The organism is Kineococcus rubinsiae (assembly GCF_011839805.1).
GTDB lineage: Bacteria > Actinomycetota > Actinomycetes > Actinomycetales > Kineococcaceae > Kineococcus > Kineococcus rubinsiae.
Window position 1 is genome coordinate 25,712 of sequence record NZ_VWPY01000017.1, and the last position, 24,367, is coordinate 50,078.

Below are 24,367 nucleotides of genomic sequence, written 5' to 3' on the forward strand. Positions count from 1 at the left end.
GAGAACCCCTTGACCAGCACGCCCCCCGCCGAAGCGCTCGTCGCCGGCCTGCTCGCCGCGCCCGAGCGCCCCTTCGCGCTGCTGCGGCGCCTCGACCCGCGCACGGGCTCCCCCGGCCCCGTCGAGGTCCTCACCGGGCCGGTCATCGAGGTCGAGCACCTCGCGGACGTCCCGCTGCCCACCGGGGCCGTCGCCGGCGGCCGCCGCGACGCCCTGGCCCTGGTGCCCTTCCGGCAGATCCGCGAGCGCGGCTTCGAGGTCCACGACGACGGCACCCCCCTGCTCGTGCTCCAGGTGGAGCAGGCGGAGGAGCTGGCCGTGGAGGACGCGCTGCGGGCGCTGCCCGACGAGGAGGTGCGGCTGCGCGACGTCGCGCCCGACCTCGACGACGACGCCTACGCCGACGTGGTCCGCCGCATCATCGCCTCGGAGATCGCCGAGGGCTCCGGGGCCAACTTCGTCATCCGCCGCGACGTCGACGCCGTCATCGACGGGTTCTCCCCCGCCACCGCGCTCAGCCTGTTCCGCCGCCTCCTGGTCGCCGAGCAGGGCGCCTACTGGACGTTCGTCGTGCACACCGGCCGCCAGGCCGACGGCAGCGCGGGGCGCACCCTGGTCGGCGCCAGCCCCGAGGTCCACGTCCGGATGGCCCGCGGCGAGGTCGTCATGAACCCGATCAGCGGCACCTACCGCTACCCCGCGACCGGCCCGGACGCCGACGGCATCGTGGAGTTCCTCACCGACCCCAAGGAGGTCGAGGAGCTGTTCATGGTGGTCGACGAGGAGCTCAAGATGATGTGCTCCGTCGGCGACCTCGGCGGCACCGTCCACGGTCCGTACCTGCGGGAGATGGCGAACCTCGCCCACACCGAGTTCGAGATCCGCGGCCAGAGCACCCTGGACTCCCGGGAGGTGCTGCGCCAGACCATGTTCGCGGCCACCGTGACGGGCAGCCCGCTGCAGAGCGCCTGCCGGGTGATCCGCCGCTTCGAGCCCTCGGGGCGCGGCTACTACGCCGGGGCGCTGGCGCTGCTGGGCCGCGACGCCGACGGCGCGCAGACGCTCGACTCCCCCATCCTCATCCGCACGGCCGACGTCCGGCCCGACGCCGACGGCACCGGCCGCGTCCGCGTCTCCGTGGGCGCCACGCTGGTGCGCGGCTCCACCCCCGAGGGGGAGGTCGCGGAGACGCACGCCAAGTCCGCGGGCGTCCTGCGCGCGCTCGGGGCCCTGCCGCCGCTGCAGCGCGCGACCGACGCCTCGGGGGCCCCGGCGCGCCGGGTGCCGCTCGCCGCGGACCCGCGGGTCGCCGGCCTGCTCGCCTCCCGCCGCGACCGGCTCGCGCGGTTCTGGCTGGAACCGCAGGCGCAGACGGCCGGCAGCGCCCTGGGCGACGCGCTCGTCGTCGACGCCGAGGACACGTTCACGTCGATGCTCGTGCACCTGCTGGCCTCCGCCGGCCTGCGCGCCCGCGTCGTGCGCTACGACGACCCGGCGCTGGACGCGGAGATCGCCGCGCACCGCGGCCTGGTCGTGCTCGGCCCCGGGCCCGGTGACCCCGAGGACGCCTCCGACCCGCGGATCGCCCGCCTGCAGGGTCTCGCGCAGCAGCTCGCCGCGGCGGCGCAGTCGGGCGGCAACCCCGTCCTCGGGCTGTGCCTGGGTCACCAGCTGCTCTCCGGGACGCTCGGACTCCCGCTGCGCCGCAAGGACGCCCCGCACCAGGGGACGCAGCTGGAGGTCGACGTGTTCGGCCGACCGGCCACCGTGGGGTTCTACAACTCCTTCACCGCGCGCGTCGACGCAGGCAGCGTCGCGGACCTGCGCGAGCGCGGCGTCGAGGTGAGCGAGGGCCCGGCCGGCGAGGTCGTCGCCGTGCGCGGCCCGGGTTTCGCGGGCATCCAGTTCCACCCCGAGTCCGTCCTCACCCTGGAGGGCCCGGAGGTCCTGCGCCGCGTCGTGGAACCGCTGCTGACGCGGTAAACGACGGAACGGTCGTGAACGCCCCCGCGCGCGGGCGGCGTCCACGACCGGCAGCGGGACTCGCGCCGCTCCAGCGCGACCACCGTCCACGTCCGGACGTGGCTACGCGGGATCTCCGGCGCGCAGGGCCGTGGCCAGCTCTCGGGTGAGTCGACGATCCGCCGGATAGGTGTTGTGAACCCAGGGCTGCGGTACGGGGTTCTCCGGCCACCGAGGGTCGCGGTGGATCCAGCGAGCTTCGACGGTGCGATCCGGACGGAGCCGAACCTCCAGGTGGCGGGCGTGCCAGCTGCGGTGGTGCGTCGGGCACAGCAGGACCATCGTGTCGAGGTCGCTCGTGCCGCCGTCCTCCCACGCGGGGAAGTGGTGCGCTTCGCACGCCCACGGGGCGGTCGTGCAGCCCGGAGCAGCGCAACCACCATCACGGACCGCGAGGGCGGTCCGCTGGCTTCGCGTGGCCAGACGGGTGCTGCGACCGAGGTCCAGGACTGCACCGGCAGGAGCCGTCAGAACGCGCTGGAACGTCGCATCGCAGACCAGGTAGCCCAGGGTCGCGGTGGAGACCGGCCCGAAACCCTCTGCAGCGCCGCTGGTGTGTGCCGTGCGGTGTTGCACTGCCGCCTGCACGTCCGCCACCGTCGCGACCACCGAGACCCGTGCGGTCTCGGCCAAGGCCGGCTCCGAGACGGCCGCGCCGCGCTGCACGAGGGTGACGAAGGCGTCGGCGTCGCGTTGCCGCTTCGAGCGGGGGTCGCGCACCCGTTCACCGTCTTCGGTGACCTGTGCCGGCAGAGGAGCCGATGCAGCGTTGAGCGCCTGCCTCACGATCACGGTCGCCGTCTCGTCCAGGTCCACCGTGACCCGGCACGTGCCGTCGCTGAGTGAGCCGAACACGAGTCCGCGTCGGCTGGCTGCGTCGGGGTCGTGGAAGGCCCGGTCCTCGTGGTCGGGATCGATCGTGAGGACCAGCTCGCGCGCCAAATGGGCGGCCACACCCGGGCTGTACCTCGCGGCGTTGCGGGTGAGGTGGGCGTCCAGGAGTTCTGCGGTGCGGTGCTCCACGACTTCACCTGTGACCACATCGGTCAGGGTTGTCATCCCCCGCCGGGTGGTGGTCGGGATCCGACCGAGGGCGGTGACGGCGACGTCCAGGTGGGCGCGTGAAGCCTCGCCCGCGGCGAGGGCGTCACCGAGGTGCTGCAACGCGCCTCGGTCCCCGTCGACCCCACCGATCCGCCCGTCCCAGGTCACCGACGGATCCGTGACCTTCGCGGCCTCCACATCACGCCGGGCCTGACCGCGCGGCAGTCGGTTCGGGGCGCACGCCAGGAAGGTCGCCACCTCCGACGAGGGAGACCCGACCTCGCCCAGGACTCGCAAGAGGTGCAGGTAGGCCGCGTCTGCCTGGTGCCGCACCCTCAGGAAGGAGGTCACCGCGTCCTGCGCAGAGGTCACCGAGAAGGTCGAGGCCGTGCTCTCCAGCACCTCCGACAGCGCCGACCGCAGCGCTGCGAGCGACTGCTCCAGCGGCTGCCCATCGGTCCACGTCATGTTCGCATCCTACTCGAACGTGTGTTCGAACGATAGCGAACCCTCTGTGCTGCAACGGTTCCACAACAGGGCGTGGCTGTCCCATCGTGGAGACTCGTCCTGTCGACGACGCCGAGGAGGCGGGTCCGACGCAGGCAGCTGAGGCACCCGGCGGACGGCCACCGTCAGAGGCGGTAGTCGGGACCGCGACTCGAACCAAGGGGCCTCGAGCAGCGGACCCCGAAGCGCCTCCCGTCCGGCGACCGACAACACCACCGCGGGCGCCGCGTGGCAGCCGGCTCACTCCGTGGTGGGGCGCGTCGCCTTCTGCGGGTAGATCGTCTCGCCGCGGGCGAGCATCGCCACGAAACCGGCGATCTTGCGCTCCCGGGTCTCGGCCCTCTTCACGGCGCCGACGCGGTGGACCAGCGCGAACCGGTTCGTCTTCGTCAGCACGTCGAACATCGCCTGGGCCGCCGGGTCGGCGGCGATCGCGGCCGCGAAGTCCGCCGGGACCTCGGACTCCGACGGCGGCGCGTACGCCGCGGCCCACCGGCCGTCCGCCCGGGCGGCCTCCACCGCGGCCAGGCCGGCGGGGCGCATGAGGCCCGCCGCCTCCAGCCGGGCCACGTTCGCGACGTTGCGCTGCGACCAGGAGCTCCGCCGTCCCCGCGGGGTGAACCGGATCGACGACGTCTCCTCATCGCGCTTGCGGCCCTGCCCGTCGATCCACCCGAAGCACAGCCCCTCGTCCACGGCCTGCTGCCACGTCAGCGTGGTCGTGGTGCCGCCCTTGCGGGTGAGCGCCAGCCACACCCCGGGTGACGTGGCGTGGTGCTCGGCCAGCCAGTGCCGCAACGCCTGCGCGTCGGCGACCACGAGCTCCGCCAGCTCGGCCGGGCTCACGTCGGCTCCTGCCCCGGCGTCACCAGGCCCGTCTCGTAGCCGAGGACGACGGCCTGCACCCGGTCGCGCAGGCCGAGCTTGGTGAGGATCCGGCTGACGTGGGTCTTCGTCGTCTGCTCGGCGATGAACAGCTCGCCCGCGATCTCCTGGTTCGACAGCCCCCGCGCGATCAGCACGAACACCTCGCGCTCGCGGGGCGTGAGGTCGGCGAGCCGGGAGGGTTCCGCAGGGGGCCGGGCCCGCGTCGAGACGAAGTGCTCGATGAGGCGCCGGGTGATCCCCGGGGCCAGCAGCGAGTCCCCGGCCGCGACGGCGCGGACCGCGTCCAGCAGGGCCTGCGGCGTCGCGTCCTTGAGCAGGAACCCGCTCGCGCCGGCCCGCAGCGCCTCAAAGACGTAGTCGTCGATGTCGAACGTCGTGAGGATGAGGATCCGGGGCCGCTCCGCGCCCCCGCGACCGTCCCCGGACGCCTCGCCCTCCACCTCGTCGGGGAAGTCGGCGAGGATGCGGCGGGTCGCCTCCAGCCCGTCGAGCACGGGCATCCGCACGTCCATGAGGACGACGTCGGGCCGCGTGGCCCGCACGACCTCCACAGCCTGCGCCCCGTCGGCGGCCTCGCCCACGACCTCGACGTCGGGCTGCGCGGCGAGCAGCGCCCCGAACCCGGCCCGGATCATCGCCTGGTCGTCCACCACGACGGCCCTGATGCTCACGGCGTCCACCGCTCCCCGACGACCCGGTCGCTCACGACCCGCCCCCTCGCTCGTGCGGGTGCAGCGGGATCTCCGCCAGCACCGAGAAACCTCCGTCGTCGGTGGGGCCGCACGCCACGGACCCGCCGAGCAGGACCGCCCGCTCCCGCATGCCGACCAGCCCGTGGCCGCCGTCGTCGAGCTCACCCACCGTCTCGCCGCTGCCCGCGGCCGGGGGGCCGTTGCGGACCGAGACGACGACGCGGCGCCGCCCCGCCTCCCCCAGCAGGTGCAGCCGGACGTCCACGTGGGCGCCGTGCGCGTGCCGCACCACGTTGGCGAGCGCCTCCTGCACGATGCGGTGCACCACGAGGCCCACCGAGGACGGCAGCTCGGTGCGGCGCAGCGCCTCCGCCACCTCGACGTCGACGACGCAGCCGGCGCGGCGGGCCCCGGCGGCCAGCCCCTCGACGTCGGCGAGCCCCGGCTGCGGCGTCAGCGGCGACGTCCCGGACTCCTCGCGCAGCACCCCGAGCAGCGTCCGCATCTCCCGCAGCGCCGTGCGGGCCTGCGCGGCGATGTCGTCGAACTCGGCGCGCACCGTGTCGTCGAGACCGGGGATCCGGTAGGTGGCCGTCGTGGCCTGCACCTGGACCACGGACATGCTGTGGGCCACCACGTCGTGCAGCTCCCGGGCGATGCGGTTGCGCTCCTCGACCACGACCCGGCGCGACTGCTCCAGCTCGGTCGCCCGGCGGTACGCCGCGAGCTGCATGCGCGTGGTGATGCGGGCCCCGATCGCCACGGACAGCACGAGCACCAGCGCGGAGTTCGAGCTGTAGACCACCAGGTCGGCGCCGTGGCTCGCGGCCCCGCGGCTGCCGACGTGCGGGCCCATGAACTCGGCGACGCCGATGGACAGCAGGATGCTCGACCACCACGTGAACAACCCGAGCCGGCCGAACCCCCGCAGCCCCAGCACGGCGATGACCGAGCAGGACGCGAGCAGGCTGGTCACCGACCACGGCCACGGCCACTCCCCCGGCGCCGACACGACCGGCAGCAGCACGGACGTGGCGAGCAGCAGGCCCACGGCCACCGACGGCCGCCGCACCGCGAGCGGGATCGACACCACCTGCAGCGTCGTCAGCACGAAGGACAGCGCGAGCGGGACCTCGTACAGCTCACCGGTCACGGGCACGCCGACGCAGAGCAGGACGATGGCCAGGCCGATCGGGACCGGCCACGGGAAGAGGGTGGCCAGGAACGCCTCGCGGCGCGCACGCAGCAGCTCGCGGTTCTCGGCCCGCGCGGCGCGCCAGTCGTGCAGCCGCTCGGCCGTGCTCGGGCGCAGCGCGCGCTCGCGGGCCCGGGCCGCGCGCGCCTCGGGCGAGCGGCGGCGCGGCAGCGTCGTGAAGGTCGACCGCCCAGCCACGTCCGTCCCCCTCCGCCGTGCCGCCCCCGTGACCTCCGGGAGTGCGACGGTACCCGCGGCACCCGCACGGGTGGCGACCCCTTCCCGGCCCGGGACCTGCCACTAGGGTCGAAGCGGGGGGAAGCGGTTCATGACGACGTTCTTGGTCCTGGCCATCGTGGGCGGCGGGCTCTGCCTGCTGTCCTTCCTCGTCGACGGCGTGTTCGAGGCGCTCGACGTGGACATCGCGGGCGGGTTCCTGTCCCTCACCTCCCTCTCCGGTGCCGTCGCCTTGTTCGGCCTGTCCGGCTTCCTCGCGGTCGAGTCGTTCGGCTGGAGCGGGTCGGCCGCCGCGGGCCTCGGCGCCGCCGTCGCGCTCGTGACCCTCGTCGCGGTCGGCTCCCTCGTCCGGCTGCTGCGGCGCGAGGAGCCCGAGACCTCGGTGGCCATCGTCGGCAGCCGCGGCCACGTCACCACCCGCGTCCCGCCCGGCGGCTACGGCGAGGTCCACCTCGTCCTGGCCGGGACGACGGTCAAGCGGACCGCCACCGCGGCCGGCCCGCTGGACCGGGGCACCCGCGTCGAGGTCCTCGCCGAACTGTCCGCGACGGCCGTGCGGGTCGTCCCGCTGGACGTCGAGGGTCCCGCCACCACCACCCGAGAGGAACCCTCGTGACCTTCCTGACCCCCGGCCTCATCGCCGTCGCGGCGGCCGTCGTCGTCGTCCTGCTGCTGGCCGCGGCGATCGTGCGCCGCTACCGCATCGCCGGGCCGTCCGAGGCGTTCGTCGTCGTCGGCAAGAAGGGCCGCCCGGTCACCAACCCAGAGACCGGCAAGATCTCCACCGACCTCTCGGGGCAGAAGGTCGTCATGGGCGGCGGCATCTTCGTCCTGCCGTTCGTGCAGCAGGCCTACTCGCTCTCGCTGGCCTCGCGCCGCATCTCGGTGCAGATCCGCGGCGCCGTGTCCGCCAAGGGCATCCGGTTGAACCTCGACGGCGTGGCCATCATCAAGGTCGGCGGCACGGAGGACTCCGTGCGCGCCGCGGCCCAGCGGTTCCTGCACCAGCAGAAGGAGATCGAGTCCTTCACGCAGGAGGTGCTGGCCGGTTCCCTGCGCTCCATCGTCGGCACCCTGACGGTGGACGAGATCATCCGCGACCGCGCGGCCTTCGCCAGCCGGGTCGCGGAGGAGGCCGAGAGCTCGCTGACCAACCAGGGCCTCGTGCTCGACACGTTCCAGATCCAGGACGTCACCGACGAGGTGAACTACCTGCGCGACCTGGGCCGCCCCGAGGCCGCGATCGCCGCGCAGAACGCCGCCATCGCCGAGGCGAACTCGCTGCAGGAGTCCCAGCAGGCGCAGGCCCGCGCGAGCGAGAAGGTGTCCGCCAGCCAGCGCGACCTCGCCCTGCGCCAGGCCGAGTTCAAGGCGGAGACCGACACGGCCGAGGCCCGCGCGGCCGCCGCCGGTGTCCTCGCCAAGGCCGCCCGCGACCAGGAGGTCCTCCTGGAGCAGGAGCGCGTCGCCGAGCGCCAGGCCGCGCTGACGGAGCGGCAGCTGGACACCGAGGTCCGCAAGCCGGCCGACGCGCGGCGCTACGACGCCGAGCAGCAGGCCCAGGCGCGCCGGAACTCCGAGATCTTCGAGGCCGAGGCGAAGAAGGCCTCCGACATCGCCAACGCCGAGGCGCAGGCCCGCCGCGTGGAGCTGTCCGCAACTGCGGAGGCGAACCGCGTCCGGCTGGCGGCCGAGGCCGACGCCCTGCGCGTGCGCCTCGCGGGTGAGGCGGAGCTGCAGCGCCGCACCGCGCTCGCCTCCGCCACCCGGCTCGAGGGCGAGGCCGAGGGTGCCGCGATCCGCTCCCGCGGCGAGGCGGAGGCCGAGACGATGCGCCTGCGCGCAGACGCGTTCGAGCAGTACGGCGACGCGGCCCTCGCGCAGATGGTCACCGACGTCCTGCCCCAGGTGGCCCACGAGCTGGCCGCCCCCATGGCGGCCATCAGCGACCTCACGGTCATCTCCACCGACGGCGCCTCGGCGCTCTCGCGCAACGTCACGGCCAACCTCAGCGAGACCCTGGAGCTCGTGCGGCGCACCACCGGCCTCGACGTCCGCTCGCTGCTCGGAGGCCTGACGCCGGAGTCGGCCACCGCCCGGACGGAGCACCGCGACGGGGTCGCCGCACCGCCCGCCCCCACGCCGGCGCTGCACCCGGACCCGGCCGCCTGAGCGCCGGCCCGACGCCGCGGGGGCGTCTCCGGAGGGTGGGGCGCCGAGGCGTCACCGCACCCGGGAGGCGTCCCGCCCGGCGTCGAGGTCGATGCGCAGGTCCGGCTGGCCGACGGGCCCACCGAGGCCGGGCACGGTCGCCAGCAGGTGCTCGCGCGCCCGCTCGGCCGCCTCGCGGTGCACGGCGTCGTGGTCGTACAGCTCGACGCTGAGCCAGCCGGCGAAGTCGCTCTCGGCCAGCGCCTGCCCGACCGAGCGGAAGTCGACGTCGCCGTCACCGGGCACGAGGTGGGCGTGCACGCGGCCCGCGATGTCCTCGACCTGCAGGTGGCGGGTGATCGGCAGGTGGCGCGCGAGGGAGGCCAGCGGGTCGTCCTCGACGACGACCGTGTGGCCGAGGTCCTGGCTGAGCCAGAGGCTGTCGCTGCCCGTGCGGGCGATGACCGCCGCGGCCTCGCCGTTGGTCTGGACGTGGAAGCCGGGCTCCGGCTCCATGCCGAGGACGGTGGCGCCCGCAGGCAGGCCCGCCGCGTCGAGCTCGGCGGCGAGGACCTCGAGCAGCTCCGCGATGCCGTCGTCGAGCCAGCGGTCGGCCTGCGCGGCGGCCACCGCCGGGTGGCGGCTGCCCGTCGAGAACGCCACCAGGGGCACCCCGGCGCGGACGCCGATGCGGATGCCGCGGCGCAGCAGGTCCAGGCGGCGGGCCCGCTCGGCCGGGTCCGGGTCCACGAGCGCCGGCTCGAAGGGCAGCTCGCTCAGCAGGTGCGGGTCGCCGGTGGCGAGGCTGCAGGCGACGAGGCCCGTCTCGTCGAGGACCCGGCGCAGCGCGTCGGCCTCGGCGTCGCCGAAGGACCAGGGGTCGACGTGCTGGCCGTTGAGGGACAGCTCGATCCCGTCGTAGCCGCGGTCCGCGAGCACGCGGACGGCGTCCGGCAGCGTGGCCGAGCGCAGGCCGTTGGCGTTGTAGGCGAGCCGCAGCGGTGCGGCCGGGCCGTCGCCGGGGCGGGGCGTGGGAGAGGGGGGCACAGCGGGCTCCGTCTCGTCGGGGGAAGGCGCTGGGGCTGGAGGAGGAGGGGCGCGCCGCGGCGTCACGTCGTCCGTGTCGTGACGGGGTGCGCGGGGGTGCGCCGGGCGTTCAGCGTGCCACCGCCGTCCGCCGGACGCGCGGTCGAACCCCCCGTCGTGACGGTGAGGGATTCGTCACGTCGGCCCCTCCGGGGTTTCGGCGTGCGCGCGGACGCGCGGCGGCACAAGGTGGCTCCTCGACGTGCAGAACGCGCGCGCTGCCCCGGAGGCTCGACGATGACGACGACCACGCCCGATCCCACGCGCACCGACCCGCCCGCCCTGCCCGCGCTGGAACCCGTCGTCGGGCTCCTGCGGGAGATCGGCGACCTCAAGCGCCTGCGCGACGCCGGGGGCACCGGTTCCCTCGCCGACCGCGCGTTCCTGCGCTCCTGGCGGCGCCTGGTCGCCGGGCAGGACGTCGAGCAGGTCGCCGTGAGCGAGACCGCGCGGGCCCTGGCGGCCGCCCGGCTCGGGGGGATCGACGCGGCGGTGCTGCGGCTCGCGGGGCTCTCGCCCGAGGACGTCCGGGTCGTGCTGCGGCGCAGCGTGGATGCCGCGCTGGCGACGACCGGGGAAACTCTCGGAGAACTCTCCGACGTGCTGGCCGCCGTGGGCGCCGACGCGTCCCCCGGCGCCGGGCTGCCGACCCCGCCGCCGTTCGCGGTGGCCCTGGTCCACCAGCCCCGCGCGGGAGCCACCCACCCGACGCGCCCGCGCGTCCTCGTGGAACCCCCCGAGAGCCACGGGGACCACTGCTTCGTCACGGCGATCTACTCCGCACTCCTCGCCCCCTCGCAGGGCGTCAGCCGGGGGGACGCGTTCCTCGTCGCGCTCGCCCACCACCTGCCGAACGCGGACCTGCCCGACGCGGGGTTCGGCGGTGAGCTCCTCCTCGGGGAACACCTGCCGGCCGTCTTCGCGACCCTCACGGAACGCTCCCTCGCCCAGCTGCCGAACGCGCTCTCGGCCCGCCTGCGCGAACTCCTGCCGACCCGCGAGACCACGGCGACGCCGCTGGGCCGGGTGTTCAACGCGGCCGACGTCCTGGACCGCGTGCTGCAGGTCCACCACCACGCGCGGGCCGCGGCGTTCACGGCCGAGCAGGCGCTGGACGACCTCGACCTGGTCCACCCCGGGCCGGTGCAGGGCTTCCAGCTGCAGGTGCTGAGCGACGCGGGCCTCCCCGTCCGGTGACCCCCACGACGTGGCCGGTCGTCGACGGCATCCCGTTCCAGCGCGCCGGGCGCGAGGTGCTCGCCGCCGCGGTCGTGGACCTGCTGGACGGCGGCGACCCGGCCGGCGCCCGCGCGCTGCTGCTGCGCGACGCCGACGACTGGTGGGACGAGGCCCCGCCCACGCTGGCCGAGGCGAGCGCCGCGGCGGGGGCGGCGACCCTCTCCGAGGCGACGCTGCACCTGCGTCTGGGACGCGTCGGGGACTACCTGCGCTACCGCTGGTCGGACCCGGCGTTCCTCGCGGGGCTCGGGCTTCTGCGCCGTGCGTGGCCCGGCGCGGGCCCCGGCGGCCTGCCGGTCGTCGAGGTCGCGGCCGGCACCGGCGTCCTGCTGCGCGAGCTGGCCCTGCGCGGGGTGCAGCGCCTCACGGGGGTCGACGTCGTGCACGCCAAGCTGTGGCTGGCCCGCCGCTTCGTGCTCGACGACCTGCCGGCGGACGCCGACGTGGACCTCGTCGTCGCGGACGCCGCGCACCCGTGGCCGCCGGCGCTCGCCCCGCAGCTGGACGCCGCGGCCGACCGGGTCGTGGTGTGCCACGACGCGTTCTACTTCCTGCCCGACCCGCCCTCGACCGCCGCCCGGCTGCGGGCGCTGGCCGGGGACGGCGGCTGCGTGGTGGTCGGCGCGGTCCCGAACGGGCTGCTGCCCCGGGTCGGGGGCGGCGCGCGCCTGTCCCCGCAGGACCTGCTGGACCTCTTCCCCGGCGCTGAGCTGCACGACGACGCCGAGCTGGCCGCCGAGGTCACCGGGGGCCCGCCGGCCCCCGCCCGGACGCCGGCGGAGCTCGCGGAGGCGGTCACCGTCTCCGCCGTCCTGCGCGCCCCGGGCTGGCGCGCGCGCCCCGACGCCCCCGACCTCGGCCTGCCCGTCCCCGGCCGGGTGCTGCGCCCCAACCCCCTCTACAGCGCGGACGGCGAGCTGCGCTGGCCGTCCCCGCGCTACGCGGCCGACTACGCCGAGCGCTGCGGCTACCTGCCGCCGCGGCTGCCCGCGGCGGCCGACCTGGCCGCCGACCCCGTGACCTGGGCGCGCCGCCGCGTCCTCCTCGACCTCCCGGAGCACTGGTGACCCCCTCCCCCGTCCCGCCCCCGCCCGTCCCGCCGGAGCCGGGCGCCACGACCGGCTGGGTGATCGCCGGCGCCGGCTGGGTCGCGCGCGACCACATGGCGCCCGCCCTGGCCGCGTCGCCCACCAGCCGCGTCGTGGCCGTCGTCGACCGCGACCCCGCCGCGGCGCGCGAGCTCGCCGCCCGCTTCGAGGGTGCCCGGGCCGCGACCGACCTGGGCGAGGCCTTCGCCACCCCCGGCGCGCAGGTGGCCTACGTCGCCACCCCCAACCACGCCCACCGCGAGGTGGTCGCCGCCGCGGCCGCCGCGGGGCTCGCCGTCCTGTGCGAGAAGCCGCTCGCGGCCACCCTGGCCGACGCGGCCGACCTGGTCGCGGCCTGCGAGGCCGCGGGGGTGCTGGCCGCCACGGCCTTCGACCAGCGCTGGCACCCGGCCCACCGGGCGGCCGCGGAGCTGATCGCCGGGGGCCGTCTCGGCACCGTCACCTCGGTCCGCATCATCTACGGCTGCTGGCTCCCGCCGGACTGGGCGCCGCCCGGCAGCACGACCGGGGACAACTGGCGGGTGGACCCGGCGCGGGCGGGCGGCGGCGCCTACGTGGACCTGGCCCCGCACGGCCTCGACCTCGTGGGGGCGCTGCTCGGGGAGGACGTCGAGCGGGCGACCACCCACCTGCAGCACCGCGTGCACGACTACGCCGTCGACGACGGGTCGGTGCTCGTCGGCAGCACCGCCTCGGGGGTGCTCGTGAGCATCGCGAACTCCTTCAACACCGTCGAGACGCTGCCGCGGCGCCGCCTGGAGGTCGTGGGCACCGCGGGCCAGCTGGTCGCGACCGACACCATGGGGCAGACCGCGGGCGGCCGCCTCGAACTGCTCGACGCCGCGACGGGCGCCGCGAGCGACGTGCCGTTCGACGGCGTCACCACGCCGTTCGCCGCGCAGGTGCGGGCCGTCGAGCGGGCGCTGTCGGGCGAGACCCCCTGGCCGTTCCCCCTGGCCCGCGACCTGCGCCTGCTGCAGCTGCTCACCGACGCCCTGCCCCCCGTCCCCACCCCGAGCCACAGCGCCCTGGAGGTCTCCCCGTGACCGGACCGAACGACTCCCACGCGCTGCGCGACGTCCGCAGCGCCGCCCTGGCACCGCTGCCCACGCGCGCGCACCGCAGCCACGTCGCCTACTCCTGCACCAACTGCGGGCACTGGCAGCGGTGGTTCCCGACGGCGCCGCCGCCCGCGTGCCCGGTCTGCTCCGACGTCCGCAACGAGCTGCCCGAGGGCGGTTTCGGGTTCCGCACCGCCGCCGAGGTCGACGCGCTCGTGACGACGTCCTGGCGCGAGGCCGTGCCCGGGGTGCAGGAGTTCTGGTGCGACCCCGTCGTCGGGCTGGGTTCCCACGGCTGGGTCCTCGACACCGCCGACGGCCTGCTCGCGTTCGAGGCCGCGCCCTGGTACTCCGCCGACGCCCTCGCGGAGCTGCGGCGGCGCGGCGGGCTGCGGGTCCTCGCCTCCAGCCACGTCCACGGGTTCGGCGGGCTCTGGCAGCTGCAGGACGAGCTGGACCCGCCGGTGGTCTCCGTCGGCGTCGAGGACCTGGTCTGGACGAAGTCGTTCCGGGTGACGTGGCCGGCCGACGAGCAGCTGGAGCTCGCGCCCGGGATCACCATGCACCGCACGGGAGGTCACTTCCCCGGCCACCACGTCCTGCACGACGCCGACCGCGGCCTGCTGTTCTGCGGGGACTCCCTGAAGATCGACCTGGCCGAGGACGGCAGCGCCCGCGCGCTGAGCGCGCACAAGGCGTTCCACGCGCAGATCCCCCTCTCGCGCGCCGAGCTGCGGCACATGCGGGAGGTGATCGGCGCGCTGGAGTTCGAGACGGTGTTCAGCCCGTTCGAGTTCGCGGCCGTGACCACCGCGCACGTGCGCGCCCTCATCGACCACATGCTGGCCGCGCCGCCGTCCGCGGCCCCCGTGCCGATGGACGTCCTGTCGACCCCCCGGACGGTGTTCGCGTGAGCGGCACCGGGACCCGCCCGCTGGTGAACCCCCACCCGGTCGACGACCGCACCGAGCACCCCGTCACGGCGGACTTCCGCGCGGCCTGCGGGCCGCTGGACGCGTTCGAGTTCCCGACCTACCTGCTGGACACGGTCGGGATCCCGAGCTGGTGGACGATCGCCCGCACCGCCGGGAGCTCGGACCCCGGGCACGGCTACGGCGCCGACGACGCCGACGCGCGCCGCTCCAGCTGGGGCGAGTCCGCCGAGATCGGGCTGCTGCGCAAGCGGATCGCCGGGCTCGAGCACCGGCGCGCCAGCTACGCCGACCTCGTCGCGCAGGAGGGGGTCCGGGCCGTCGTCGACCCGCCGACCCTCTGCCTGGACGCCGGCGCGCCGTACTCCCCGGACGCCGAGCTGACGTGGCTCCCGCTGCAGCGCTTCCGCACCGGGGAGCGCGTGTGGGCCCCCGCCGACGTCGTGCTGCGCGACGCCGACGCCCTGCCGCCCGGGTTCCGCGACGACCTGCCGCACCTCGTGACGCGCATGGGCAACGGCCTCGGCGCCGGGGACACGCTGCCCCGCGCGGTCGCCCACGGCCTCGGCGAGCTCCTGCAGCGCGACGGCAACGGCACGCGGTTCCGCGCCCTGGACACCGGGGCCGTGCTCGACCTGGGCCCGGGCGACTCCGCCGTGGCCGACCCGGCCACGCGCGAGGCGCTGCGGCGGTTGCGCAGCGCCGGCGTCGACGTGCGGGCCAAGCTCGCGAACACCTCCTTCGGCATCGTCAACGTGACCGTCGTCGGCGCCGACGCCGACCCGCTGCAGCCGGTCATGGTCACCGCGGCCGGCGAGGCCGCGCACCCCGACCGGGAGGTCGCGCTGCGCAAGGCCGTGCTGGAGTTCGCCGCGGCCCGCTCCCGCAAGGCGTTCACCCACGGCTCGCTGGCCGCCGTCGCGGAGATCTCCCCCGCCGGGTACCTGGACACCTACGCCGCCGACCCGGCCGGGTCCGAACCCCGGGCGCTGCAGGGGATGCTGCGCTGGCTGGGCCTCGGCGCGGACGAGCTGCGCGCCCTGCTGGAACCCGTCGTGCTCGCCGAGCGCTCCCGGGTCCCCTTCACCTCGCTGCCGACGTGGTCGGCGCCCGCGGGCTCCGACCCGCAGCGCGCCCTCTGCGACCACCTCGTGGCGACGCTGGAGGCCGAGGGGTTCGACGTCCTCGTCCTCGACTGCTCCGACGACGAGCAGGCGGGGGTGGCCGTCGCGCGGGTCGTCGTCCCCGGCCTCGAGGTGGAGATCATGAGCTACGGGCGCATCGGCGAGCGCGGCGCGGCCGACCTCCTCGCCCGCGGTGACGGGCGCACCGGGCTGCACGGCATCGTCGGCCTCGGCGTCCCCGGCGCGGCCGGGGTGCCCGGCACCGCGGCCCCCGTCCACCTGAGCGACGCTGCGGCGCAGCGCCTCGGCGGTCCCGTCTGGCTGGACCGCGCGGCCGTCGACCGGGTGGTCGGCGACCTGTACCCGCTGTACCGCGAACCCGCCCTGCACGCCGCCGCGGTGGCCCGGGAGCGGGGCTGGACCCCGGCAGGAGGAACCCGGTGAGGATCTGCTTCGTCAGCCGCCGCTACTGGCCCGCCGTCTCGGGCATGAGCGTCTACGCCGAGAAGCTGCTCGAGGAGCTCGTGCGCCGCGGCCACGACGTCGTCCTCGTGTCGCAGTTCCGGGGTGACGCGGCGGGCAGCGCCGTCTACGGCGGCGGGCCGCCCCCGCCCGACCGCGTCCCCGCCGGGGTGCGGGCGATCGGGCTGGAGGCCCTCGGCGAGCAGCGCGTGTCGCAGGGACAGCCGGCGGACTTCGCCGCCGACGTGGCGACCATGCGGGACACGGTCCTGCGCCTGCACGCCGAGGAGCCCTTCGACCTGCTGCACGCCCAGTACGCCTGGCCCGTGGGCATGGCCGTCCTGGAGGCGGCGACGGAGCTCGGCCTGCCCTCCGTCGTCAGCGTGCAGGGCGGCGACGGGCACTGGGTGGGTCTCTGCTGCCCCGAGCACTCCACGGGCATCCGCACCGTCCTGGACCGCGCGGACGCCGTCCTCATCGGCTCGCAGTCCTTCGCCGACGAGGTCGTCGAGCACCACGGCACCGACCCGGAGCGGTTCACGCTGCTCGGCGGGGCGACGGACACGACGGCGTTCTCCCCCGCCGACGAGGACGACCTCGGTCGCCCCGACCACGACGGCGACGGGGTGACGACGCTGCTGTTCCACGGCCGCGTCGACCGCCGCAAGGGCGTCCTGGACCTGCTGCACGCCCTGGCGGCGCTGCGGGCGCGGGGCCGCGCGGTGCGCCTCGTCGTCTCGGGCATCGGCCCCGACGTCGCCGCCGTGGCGGAGCTCGTCACCCAGCTGGGCCTCGAGGACGCCGTCGAGCAGCGCGGGTACGTCGCCTACGCCGACGCCCCCGACGTCTACCGGGCGGCCGACGTCTTCGTCTCCCCCACCCAGTCGGAGGGGTTCTCCAACACCATCCTCGAGGCGATGGCCGCGGGCCTGCCCGTCGTGACGACCCGCTCCGTCGGGGTCGTCGACTGCGTGCGGCACCGCGAGAACGGCCTGCTGCACGAGGTCGGCGACGTCGAGGGCCTCGTCGACGCGCTCACCGCGCTGCTCGACGACCCCGCGCTCGGGCCGAAGCTCGCGACGCAGGCGCTGCAGGAGGTCCGCGACGTCTGGTCGTGGCCCGCGCTGACGGGCCGCATCGAGGCCGTCTACGCCCGCCTGGCCGGCACCGCTCCGGACACGTCCTGGACGGCGCTGCCCGTGCCGGAGCGCCCGACGAGCCGGGGGCGCGGGATCGAGCCGGGCCCCTCGGCCGAGCCGTGCCGCTTCCTGGCCGCCCCCCACCTGCTGTGACGACACCTGCGGTGGGTCGGCCCGGGGCGGCGGGACCGCTGCCCGGGGCGGCGCGGGTCGCCGCGGTGTCCCCGCACCTGGACGACGCCGCCTTCTCGGCGGGAGGGCTCCTGGCGGGGCTCGCCGCGGCGGGCGCCGACGTGTGCGTCGTGACGGTGTTCACCGCGAGCGTCCCGGACCCGACGGGGTTCGCCCTGGCCTGCCAGCTGGACAAGGGCCTCGCCGCGGACGTCGACTACCTCGCCCTGCGCCGGGCCGAGGACGTCGCCGCGACGGCGGCGCTCGGCGTGCGCCACCGCCACCTGCCGCTGCGCGAGGCCCCGCACCGGGGCTACGAGAGCGCACCCGCCCTGTTCGGGCCGGTCGTGGCCGCGGACGACGTGGGGCCGGAGGCGGTCGCGGAAGCCGTGGCGGCCGCGCTGGCGGAGGAGTTCCCCGGGGGGCTCGACCTGCTCCTCGGACCGCAGGCCCTGGGCGGGCACGTCGACCACCGCCACGTGCGCGACGCCCTGCCGCTGCTCGCGGCGCGCCTGGGCGTCGTCCGTTCCGCGTGGGCCGACACGCCGTACCTGCTGCGCGCCGGGGCGGACGCCCCCGACGGCACCGCCCGGCCGCCGGCGCCCGCCGAGCTCGCCGCGAAGGTGGCGGCCTGCGCCGCCTACCCGACGCAGCTGGGGTTCCAGTTCTCGGGCGTGGACGCGATGGCCGAGGCCCTGCGGGGCACGCCCGAGTTCTTCACCGCCGCCGTGGCCTGAGCCGGGCTCAGGCGCTGCGGCGCAGCTCCTCCACCACCGCGGCCCGGGCCGTCTCCCGGTCGAGGACGACACCGCTGCGGCGCAGGGCCCGGTTCGCGGCCGAGTCCCCCGGCGCCAGGATCCCCAGCAGGAGGTGCTCGGTGCCGAGGTAGCCGTGGCCGAGCGACTGCGCCTCCCGCAGCGACTGCTCCAGCACCTTCTTCGCCGGCGCCGTGAACCGCAGGTGGTCGGTGCCGAACCAGCGCCCGAGCCGGCCGCGCTGGCGCCGCGACGGACGGTCCAGGGCGCCGGGGCCGAAGACCTCCTCGGCGCGGCGGCGGACCTCGCCGAGGTCGATCCCGAGCGCCGACAGGGCCTCGCCCGGGTCCTCGCCGCGGACGACGGCCTCGCGCACGGCGGGCAGGTCGGCGCCGGCACCGCGCAGCACGGCGGCGGCGACGCCGCCGGTGCCGAACAGGGCCAGCAGCAGGTGCTGGTCACCGACCTCGTGGTGCCCGAGGTCGCGGGCGACCGCCTGGGCGGCCACGACGACCTCGCGGGCCTGGGTCGTGAAGCGCTCGAACATGCGGGGACTCCTTCCGGTGGGGGCCCGTCAGGGCCGGGAGGCGTGCTTGCGGTGCACGGTCTGCTTCGACACCCCGAGGGCGCCGGCGATGGCCGCCCACGACCACCCGAGGTCGCGGGCCCGGGCCACCTGGAGGTCCTCGAGGCGCTCGAGGAGCTGCCGCAGGGCGGCCACGGCGCGCAGGCCGACGGCCGGGTCGGGGTCGGTGCCCGCGCTGAGGAGGTCGGCTGGTCCGGTCATGAGTCAGCATGTGCTGACGGGCGCGCGGTTGTCAACAGATGCTGACGATCGAGGGGCCACCGGTCCGCGCCGGGGCCCACCTAGGCTGGCCGGGTGACGACCAGCACCGACGCCGACCGCGCCCGGCGCGCCGTGCGCGCAGCCACCCGCGTCCTCGACCACCCCCTCGGCTCGGCCTCGCTGCGGGAGCGGCTGGACGAGGTCGCCGCGGCGGCCGGCGCCGTCGCCGACCTCGACGCGCCGGTGGACGTCTACGGCGGCGGGGTCGTGGCCGACCTGGAGCGGCGCGTGGCGGACCTGCTCGGCACCGAGGGTGCGGTCTTCTTCCCCACCGGCACCATGGCCCAGCAGGTCGCGCTGCGCAGCTGGGCGCAGCGCAGCGGCCGCCGCGGGGTGGCCCTGCACGCCCTGTCGCACCCGCAGGTCCACGAGGCCGACGCGCTCGTCCGGGTCGCCGGCCTCGAACCCGTGCACGTCACCACCGCCCCGCGCCCGATCAGCGCGGCCGACGTGCGGGCGCTGCCCGAGCCGGTCGGGACGCTGATGATCGAGCTGCCGCTGCGCGACGCCGGGTTCGTCCTGCCGGAGTGGGAGGAGCTGGTCGAGGTCACCGCCGCGGCCCACGACAGCGGCGCCCACGTGCACCTCGACGGGGCCCGCCTGTGGGAGTGCACGACGCACTTCGGCCGGAGCCTGCCCGAGATCGCCGCGCTGGCCGACAGCGTGTACGTCTCGTTCTACAAGTCGCTGCGCGGGCTGTCGGGAGCCGCCCTCGCGGGCCCGGCGGACCTCGTCGAGCAGGCCCGGCTCTGGCGGCACCGCTACGGCGGCAACGTCTTCCAGCAGTTCCCGGCCGCGCTCACCGCCCTCGACGGCCTGGACCGGGAACTGCCGCGGCTGCCGTCCCAGGTCGCCCACGCGCGCCTGGTCGCGCAGGCGCTCGCGCAGGAGCTGAGCGGCCCGGGGGCGGCCGTGCACCCTGCCGTCCCGCACACCCACCAGTTCCAGGTCTGGCTGCCCCACCCCGCGGCCGTGCTCGGCGAGGCCGCCACCCGACAGGCCGAGCAGACCGGCACGGCGCTGTTCACCCGGCCGTGGCGCGAACCCGGCCTGCCGCCGGGCACCGCGTGCACCGAGGTCACGGTGGCCGGGCCGGGGCTGGCGTGGAGCGAGCAGGACGTGCGCGCCGCGGCGCGGGAGTTCCTCGCCCTCGTCGCGACGGTGGCCGCCGAGGGCCCGCCGGCCTGAGCGGCGCCGGTCAGGCGGGGAAGCGGGCGAGCCCCTCCAGCACGTCGGCGCGGGCGCCCGCGAGCGAGACGCGGACCCAGCCCTCGCCGTGGGCCCCGAACGCCGTGCCGGGCGCGACGGCGACGCGCCGGGTGCGCAGGAACTCCTCGCACCAGGCCTCGACGTCGCCCCCGCTGGCGTGGGAGACGTCGACCCACAGGTAGAACGCGCCCTCGGGGCGGTGGAACCGCAGGCCCTCGCGCTGCAGCAGGTCGCACGCCGCCACCACCGTGGCCCGGTAGTGCTCGCGGGCGTCCTCCACGACCCCCTGGTCGCCGTCGAGGGCGGCCAGGGCCGCGCGCTGCGCCGGGACGTTCACGCAGCTGACGACGGCCTCCTGCGCGCTGCGCAGCATCGGGGCCCACGCGAGGGGCGCGACGAACCAGCCCACCCGCGCCCCCGTGAGGGCGTAGGTCTTGGAGAAGGAGAACACCGACAGCACGCGGCCGTCGGGGTCGAGCGTGGCCGCGCTGACGTGGGGCACGCCGTAGGTGAACCGCTCGTACACCTCGTCGCTGATCACCCAGAGGTCGTGGCGGGCGGCGACCTCGACCAGGTCGCGCAGCACCGGGGCGGGGTGGACGACCCCGAGCGGGTTCGACGGGGAGTTCACCAGCAGCACCCGGGTGCGCGGGGTGATCGCCGCCTCGAGGTCGGCGAGGTCCGGCTGGAACCCCGTCGCGGGGTCGAGCCGGTACGGCACGGGCACGGCCCCGACGTGGCGGGCGGCCATCGAGAAGTTCGTGTACCCGGGATCGGGGACGAGGACCTCCTCCCCCGCGTCGAGGGTCAGCGACATCGCCTGGTGCAACGCCTGCATCCCGCCGGCCGTCACCCACACCTGCTCGGGGTCGACCTCCAGGTCGTTGTCGCGCAGCAGCTTGCGGGCGATCGCGGCCCGCAGCTCGGGGAGGCCGCCGTTGGCGGTGTAGCGGGTCTCGTCGGCCTCCCAGGCCCGCGCGCCCGCCGCGAGGACGTGCGGCGCCACGGCCAGGCCGGGTTCCCCGACGTGCAGGTGGATCACGTCGTCCTGGCCGACGGCGAGCTCGAAGATCCTCCGGATGCCGGAGGCGGGGATGTCCAGGGCGTGGGGGGCGATGCGGGGCACCCGCCGATGCTGCCACCCGGACCGCGCGCGCCCCGGCAGCACCCCGCGCGCGCGGCGTGCGCAGAGATCACCCTCCGCACCCGCGCCTCGTAGGCTGACGGGGTGAGCGAGGAGGCGGACGACGCCGGGCACGGCGGACCGGCGGCCCGCGGGGTGCCCGAGGTGGCCCTGGAGCTCGCGCTGCCGAGCGTCGTGCACGACTACCCCGCCGCCGTGCTGCTGGTCGAGACCGCCTCCGGCCAGGTCGTGTACGTCAACGACCTCGCCCGGGAGCTCGCCCCCCACGTCAGCCTGCCCGTCGACGTGGAGGACTGGTCGCACGCGGCGGGCCTGCAGGTCGCCTCCGGCGACGCCCTCGGCGCCAGCAGCACCCCCCTCTCGCACGTCGCGGCCGGGGACCCCGGGAGCGGGCGCCAGGTCAGCGCCGCGCTGCGCTCGCAGGCCACCCGGGCCCGCGAGGCGCTGTGGGCCATCGGGATCCCCCTGCTGGGAGCACCCGAACCCCTGCGGGCGCGCTCGCTGCTGGTGCTGATGCCGCTGCGCTTCCCCGACGCCGTCGCCGGGGTGCAGGCCGCCGCCGCGACCGACCGGGCGCGCGGCTCGGTGCTGGCGAGCGGGCTCGCCGTCGCCATCAGCGACCCCACGGCCCCCGACGACCCGCTGATCTGGGTCAGCCCCAGCTTCGAGCAGCTCACCGGCTACACCGGCGCCGAGGTGGTCGGCCGCAACTGCCGCTTCCTGCAGGGCGCCGACACGGACCCCGAGGCGGTCGCCCACCTGCGCCGGGGCCTCGCCGCGCAGGAGACCGTGAGCCAGACCCTGGTGAACTACCGCCACGACGGGTCCGCGTTCTACAACCACCTCGTGATCTCCCCCGTCTTCGACGCGGCCGGGACGCTCACGCACCACGTCAGCGTCCAGAGCGACGTCACCGGGCAGGTCGTCGCCGCCCGCGAGCGGGACGTCGCGCGGGCCGACGCCGAGCGGGCCCAACGGGCGCAGGCGGCGGCGGAGGAGGCCCGGGCGGCCGCGGAGGTCGCCGGACGCTTCGGCCGGCTGCTGCTGACGCTGAGCGAGTCGCTGACCGCCACCGTGACCCTGGAGGAGGTCGCCGCGACCATCGGCGACGTCATCGCCACCGAGTTCGGGGCCACCGGTGGCGGGTTGCTGCTCCCCGACCCCACCCGGGACGGCCCGGACCCGCAGGACGCGCCCGTCGGCCCCGCTGCAGCCCGGTCCCGCGCCGCGTGGGAGCGGGACGAGCCGGCGGCCCTGGCCACGCGCACGCGGCAGGCGGTCTTCCGCGCCGACGAGCGGGCCTCGCTCGCCGGCGCGAGCGGGACGCCCACCCGGGCCGCGAGCGCCCACCTGCCGCTGGTCGCGGGGCACGACGTCGTCGGCGTCCTCTTCCTGCACTGGGACCGGCCCCACGAGCTGCCCGTGCAGCAGCAGGACGCGCTGCGGGCGCTCGCGCGCTACACAGCCCAGGCGGTGCAGCGCGCGACGCTGATCACCGAGCGGCGCGGCACCGCGGAGGTGCTGCAGCGCTCGCTGCTGACCCGGCTGCCCGCGTCGGAGCACCTGCAGCTGCGCGCCCGCTACGTGCCCGCCGCGGCCGGGGAGCAGGTCGGCGGGGACTGGTACGACGCCGTCGCGCTCCCCGGCGGCTCCACCACCGTCGTCATCGGCGACGTGACGGGGCACGACATGGCCGCCGCGGCCCACATGGGCCAGCTGCGGGGCCTGCTGCGCGCCTACGCCGTCGACCGGCGGGAGTCCCCCGCCGCGACCGTCTCCCGCCTGGACCGCGCGCTCGCCGCGCTGGACCTGGAGGGGCTCGCCACCCTGGTCGTGGCCCACGTCGAGCCGCCGGGCGGGGACGGGAACGAGGACGGGGGCGGGCCGAGCCGGCTGCGCTGGACCAACGCGGGGCACCCGCCCCCGGTGCTGCTGCACGCCGACGGGACCACCGAGGTCCTGGAGGGGGACCCCGAGCTGCTCATCGGCCTCTTCCCGGACACCCCCCGCAGCGACCGGGTCCACCTGCTGCCGCCCGGCTCGACCCTGCTGCTCTACACCGACGGGCTCATCGAGCACCGCGGGCGCAGCATCGACGACGGGATCGCGGACCTGCGCCGCGTCCTCGCCACCTGCGCGGGGTGCGACCCGGACGAGCTGCTGGACCACGTCCTGCGGGAGCTGGTCGGCGACGCGCCGGAGGACGACTGCGCCCTGCTGGCCGTGCGCCTGCCGTTCGCCGCACCTGCAGGATGAGCAGGGCGGCGTCGCCGGGCGGTCAGGCCGCGACGGACTCCATCGCCTCGGCGAGCAGCACGACCGAGCGCAGGCGGGCCTGCGTGTCGCGCGCCTGGTGGGCGACGATCAGCTCGTCGGCGTCGGCCACCGTCCGGAACTCCTCGAGGTACCTGCGGACCTCCGACGGGGTGCCGACGGCCGAGTAGGTCTGCATCTGGCGCACGTGCTGCCCCGCGGCGGAGGCCATCAGCTGGTCGACCTCGGCCTCGGAGAAGGTGCGGCCGCGCCCGAACAGCGACGTCGCGAACGTGCGCAGCACCTGCTCGCGGGCCTCGTGGGCCTGCTCCGCCGTGTCGGCGGCCACGACGTTGACGCCCGCGATGACGTGCGGGCGCTCCAGCTGCTCCGAGGGGCGGAACTCGCTGCGGTAGGCCGCGACGGCGGCACCGAGGGACTGGGGCGCGAAGTGCGACGCGAAGGCGTAGGGCAGGCCCAGGGCGGCGGCGAGGCGGGCCCCGAAGGTCGAGGAGCCCAGGACGTACAGCGGCACGTGCGAGCCGTTGCCGGGGACCGCGGTCACGCCGGGCACGCGCGAGTGGCCCGCGAGGTAGGCGCGCAGCTCCTGCACGTCCTCCGGGAAGGACGCCGAGGCGGCCGGGTCGCGGCGCAGCGCGTACGTCGTCGCCTCGTCGGAGCCGGGCGCGCGGCCCAGGCCGAGGTCGATGCGCCCCGGGTACATGGCCTCGAGGGTGCCGAACTGCTCGGCCACGGTCAGCGGGGAGTGGTTGGGCAGCATGACGCCGCCCGAGCCCAGCCGGATCGTGCTGGTGTGCGCGCCGACGTGGGCGATGACCACCGAGGGGGCCGAGGACGCGATGGTCGCCATGTTGTGGTGCTCGGCGTACCAGACGCGGCCGTAGCCGTGCTCCTCCGCCGTCTGCGCGAGCGCGACGCTCGCCGCGATGCTCTGGCTCGCCGACTCCCCGGGCGCGATGGGGGCGAGGTCCAGGATCGAGAGCGGCAGGGACATCGGGCGACCTCTTCCGGTGGTGCGGTGGCTGGTGGTGCCGGTGACGAACACCCGGCACGGTGCCCCGACCTCCTCGGCAACCAGG

General features: G+C 76.2%; 21 protein-coding genes. 12 read left to right on the plus strand and 9 right to left on the minus strand.

All coding sequences use genetic code 11. The features are described from left to right. Positions 1-9 precede the first annotated feature (9 nt). On the plus strand, positions 10-1,983 hold the full coding sequence (locus F1544_RS10675) for an anthranilate synthase family protein (RefSeq protein ID WP_167585079.1): 1,974 nt from the start codon (positions 10-12) through the stop codon (positions 1,981-1,983). Between the two features lie 102 nt (positions 1,984-2,085). Here F1544_RS10675 and F1544_RS10680 read toward each other — a convergent pair whose 3' ends face one another. The 4 genes from F1544_RS10680 to F1544_RS26310 form a co-directional block, all read right to left on the minus strand. Next, on the minus strand, positions 2,086-3,534 hold the full coding sequence (locus F1544_RS10680; protein ID WP_167585081.1) for an HNH endonuclease signature motif containing protein: 1,449 nt from the start codon (positions 3,532-3,534) through the stop codon (positions 2,086-2,088). Between the two features lie 279 nt (positions 3,535-3,813). After that, entirely contained in the window at positions 3,814-4,419 is a 606-nt protein-coding gene (locus F1544_RS10685) for a YdeI/OmpD-associated family protein (protein WP_167585083.1), read from the minus strand. Beyond that, a complete protein-coding gene (locus F1544_RS10690) occupies positions 4,416-5,132 on the minus strand; it encodes a response regulator (RefSeq protein WP_167585085.1) in 717 nt (238 codons plus the stop codon). Before F1544_RS10690 ends, F1544_RS10685 begins: the two co-directional genes overlap by 4 nt. Before the next feature lie 31 nt (positions 5,133-5,163). Next, positions 5,164-6,546: a sensor histidine kinase gene (locus F1544_RS26310; RefSeq protein ID WP_167585087.1), complete on the minus strand. Its 1,383-nt coding sequence runs from the start codon at positions 6,544-6,546 to the stop codon at positions 5,164-5,166. Positions 6,547-6,676: 130 nt separating this feature from the next. Between F1544_RS26310 and F1544_RS10700 the strand changes: the two genes are divergently transcribed. Next, positions 6,677-7,201 carry an NfeD C-terminal domain-containing protein gene (locus F1544_RS10700; protein ID WP_167585089.1) on the plus strand — a complete coding sequence of 175 codons (525 nt, stop codon included), beginning with the start codon at positions 6,677-6,679 and terminating at the stop codon, positions 7,199-7,201. 5 nt (positions 7,202-7,206) lie between these two features. After that, positions 7,207-8,757 (plus strand): flotillin family protein, encoded by a 1,551-nt coding sequence (locus tag F1544_RS10705; protein WP_167585149.1) that lies wholly within the window; start codon positions 7,207-7,209, stop codon positions 8,755-8,757. A 51-nt stretch (positions 8,758-8,808) separates the two neighbouring features. On the opposite strand, the gene F1544_RS10710 is transcribed toward F1544_RS10705, so the two are convergent. Next, complete coding sequence (locus tag F1544_RS10710) at positions 8,809-9,783, minus strand: sugar phosphate isomerase/epimerase family protein (protein WP_208971662.1); 975 nt, start codon at positions 9,781-9,783, stop codon at positions 8,809-8,811. A 276-nt stretch (positions 9,784-10,059) separates the two neighbouring features. Between F1544_RS10710 and F1544_RS10715 the strand changes: the two genes are divergently transcribed. Genes F1544_RS10715 through F1544_RS10745 form a run of 7 tightly spaced genes read left to right on the plus strand, consistent with a single transcriptional unit; the run spans position 10,060 to position 17,796 of the window. Continuing rightward, positions 10,060-11,019 carry an HD domain-containing protein gene (locus tag F1544_RS10715; RefSeq protein WP_167585091.1) on the plus strand — a complete coding sequence of 320 codons (960 nt, stop codon included), beginning with the start codon at positions 10,060-10,062 and terminating at the stop codon, positions 11,017-11,019. Next, positions 11,016-12,128 carry a class I SAM-dependent methyltransferase gene (locus F1544_RS25370; protein ID WP_167585093.1) on the plus strand — a complete coding sequence of 371 codons (1,113 nt, stop codon included), beginning with the start codon at positions 11,016-11,018 and terminating at the stop codon, positions 12,126-12,128. Before F1544_RS10715 ends, F1544_RS25370 begins: the two co-directional genes overlap by 4 nt. Further along, on the plus strand, positions 12,125-13,216 hold the full coding sequence (locus tag F1544_RS10725) for a Gfo/Idh/MocA family protein (RefSeq protein WP_308470000.1): 1,092 nt from the start codon (positions 12,125-12,127) through the stop codon (positions 13,214-13,216). Before F1544_RS25370 ends, F1544_RS10725 begins: the two co-directional genes overlap by 4 nt. Beyond that, entirely contained in the window at positions 13,213-14,145 is a 933-nt protein-coding gene (locus F1544_RS10730; protein ID WP_308470001.1) for an MBL fold metallo-hydrolase, read from the plus strand. The genes F1544_RS10725 and F1544_RS10730 overlap by 4 nt, the downstream gene beginning before the upstream one ends. Then, positions 14,142-15,731 carry a YcaO-like family protein gene (locus F1544_RS10735; RefSeq protein ID WP_167585095.1) on the plus strand — a complete coding sequence of 530 codons (1,590 nt, stop codon included), beginning with the start codon at positions 14,142-14,144 and terminating at the stop codon, positions 15,729-15,731. The genes F1544_RS10730 and F1544_RS10735 overlap by 4 nt, the downstream gene beginning before the upstream one ends. Then, a complete protein-coding gene (locus tag F1544_RS10740; protein ID WP_167585097.1) occupies positions 15,728-17,041 on the plus strand; it encodes a glycosyltransferase family 4 protein in 1,314 nt (437 codons plus the stop codon). The genes F1544_RS10735 and F1544_RS10740 overlap by 4 nt, the downstream gene beginning before the upstream one ends. Before the next feature lie 11 nt (positions 17,042-17,052). Further along, positions 17,053-17,796 carry a PIG-L family deacetylase gene (locus F1544_RS10745; RefSeq protein ID WP_308470002.1) on the plus strand — a complete coding sequence of 248 codons (744 nt, stop codon included), beginning with the start codon at positions 17,053-17,055 and terminating at the stop codon, positions 17,794-17,796. 7 nt (positions 17,797-17,803) lie between these two features. Here F1544_RS10745 and F1544_RS10750 read toward each other — a convergent pair whose 3' ends face one another. Together F1544_RS10750 and F1544_RS10755 are read right to left on the minus strand one after the other, a co-directional pair. Continuing rightward, a complete protein-coding gene (locus F1544_RS10750) occupies positions 17,804-18,361 on the minus strand; it encodes a Clp protease N-terminal domain-containing protein (protein ID WP_167585099.1) in 558 nt (185 codons plus the stop codon). A gap of 27 nt (positions 18,362-18,388) precedes the next feature. After that, the gene (locus tag F1544_RS10755) at positions 18,389-18,601 is read right to left on the minus strand and encodes a helix-turn-helix domain-containing protein (protein WP_167585101.1); all 213 of its coding nucleotides are present in this window, start codon (positions 18,599-18,601) and stop codon (positions 18,389-18,391) included. A gap of 93 nt (positions 18,602-18,694) precedes the next feature. Here F1544_RS10755 and F1544_RS10760 point away from each other — a divergent pair, with 93 nt between their 5' ends. Beyond that, a complete protein-coding gene (locus tag F1544_RS10760) occupies positions 18,695-19,849 on the plus strand; it encodes a threonine aldolase family protein (RefSeq protein ID WP_167585103.1) in 1,155 nt (384 codons plus the stop codon). A gap of 10 nt (positions 19,850-19,859) precedes the next feature. Here F1544_RS10760 and F1544_RS10765 read toward each other — a convergent pair whose 3' ends face one another. Then, positions 19,860-20,996 (minus strand): pyridoxal phosphate-dependent aminotransferase, encoded by a 1,137-nt coding sequence (locus tag F1544_RS10765; RefSeq protein WP_167585105.1) that lies wholly within the window; start codon positions 20,994-20,996, stop codon positions 19,860-19,862. Between the two features lie 102 nt (positions 20,997-21,098). Here F1544_RS10765 and F1544_RS10770 point away from each other — a divergent pair, with 102 nt between their 5' ends. Beyond that, positions 21,099-23,270 carry a SpoIIE family protein phosphatase gene (locus F1544_RS10770; RefSeq protein ID WP_167585107.1) on the plus strand — a complete coding sequence of 724 codons (2,172 nt, stop codon included), beginning with the start codon at positions 21,099-21,101 and terminating at the stop codon, positions 23,268-23,270. Positions 23,271-23,292: 22 nt separating this feature from the next. On the opposite strand, the gene F1544_RS10775 is transcribed toward F1544_RS10770, so the two are convergent. After that, on the minus strand, positions 23,293-24,282 hold the full coding sequence (locus tag F1544_RS10775) for an LLM class flavin-dependent oxidoreductase (RefSeq protein ID WP_167585109.1): 990 nt from the start codon (positions 24,280-24,282) through the stop codon (positions 23,293-23,295). Between the last annotated feature and the right edge of the window lie 85 nt (positions 24,283-24,367).

Coding starts and splice junctions, on each gene's coding strand:
- F1544_RS10680 (WP_167585081.1), bottom strand. CDS start 3,534: ATGACGTGGACCGATGGGCAGCCGCTGGAGCAGTCGCTCGCAGCGCTG.
- F1544_RS10700 (WP_167585089.1), top strand. CDS start 6,677: ATGACGACGTTCTTGGTCCTGGCCATCGTGGGCGGCGGGCTCTGCCTG.
- F1544_RS10715 (WP_167585091.1), top strand. CDS start 10,060: ATGACGACGACCACGCCCGATCCCACGCGCACCGACCCGCCCGCCCTG.
- F1544_RS10750 (WP_167585099.1), bottom strand. CDS start 18,361: ATGTTCGAGCGCTTCACGACCCAGGCCCGCGAGGTCGTCGTGGCCGCC.
- F1544_RS10755 (WP_167585101.1), bottom strand. CDS start 18,601: ATGACCGGACCAGCCGACCTCCTCAGCGCGGGCACCGACCCCGACCCG.
- F1544_RS10775 (WP_167585109.1), bottom strand. CDS start 24,282: ATGTCCCTGCCGCTCTCGATCCTGGACCTCGCCCCCATCGCGCCCGGG.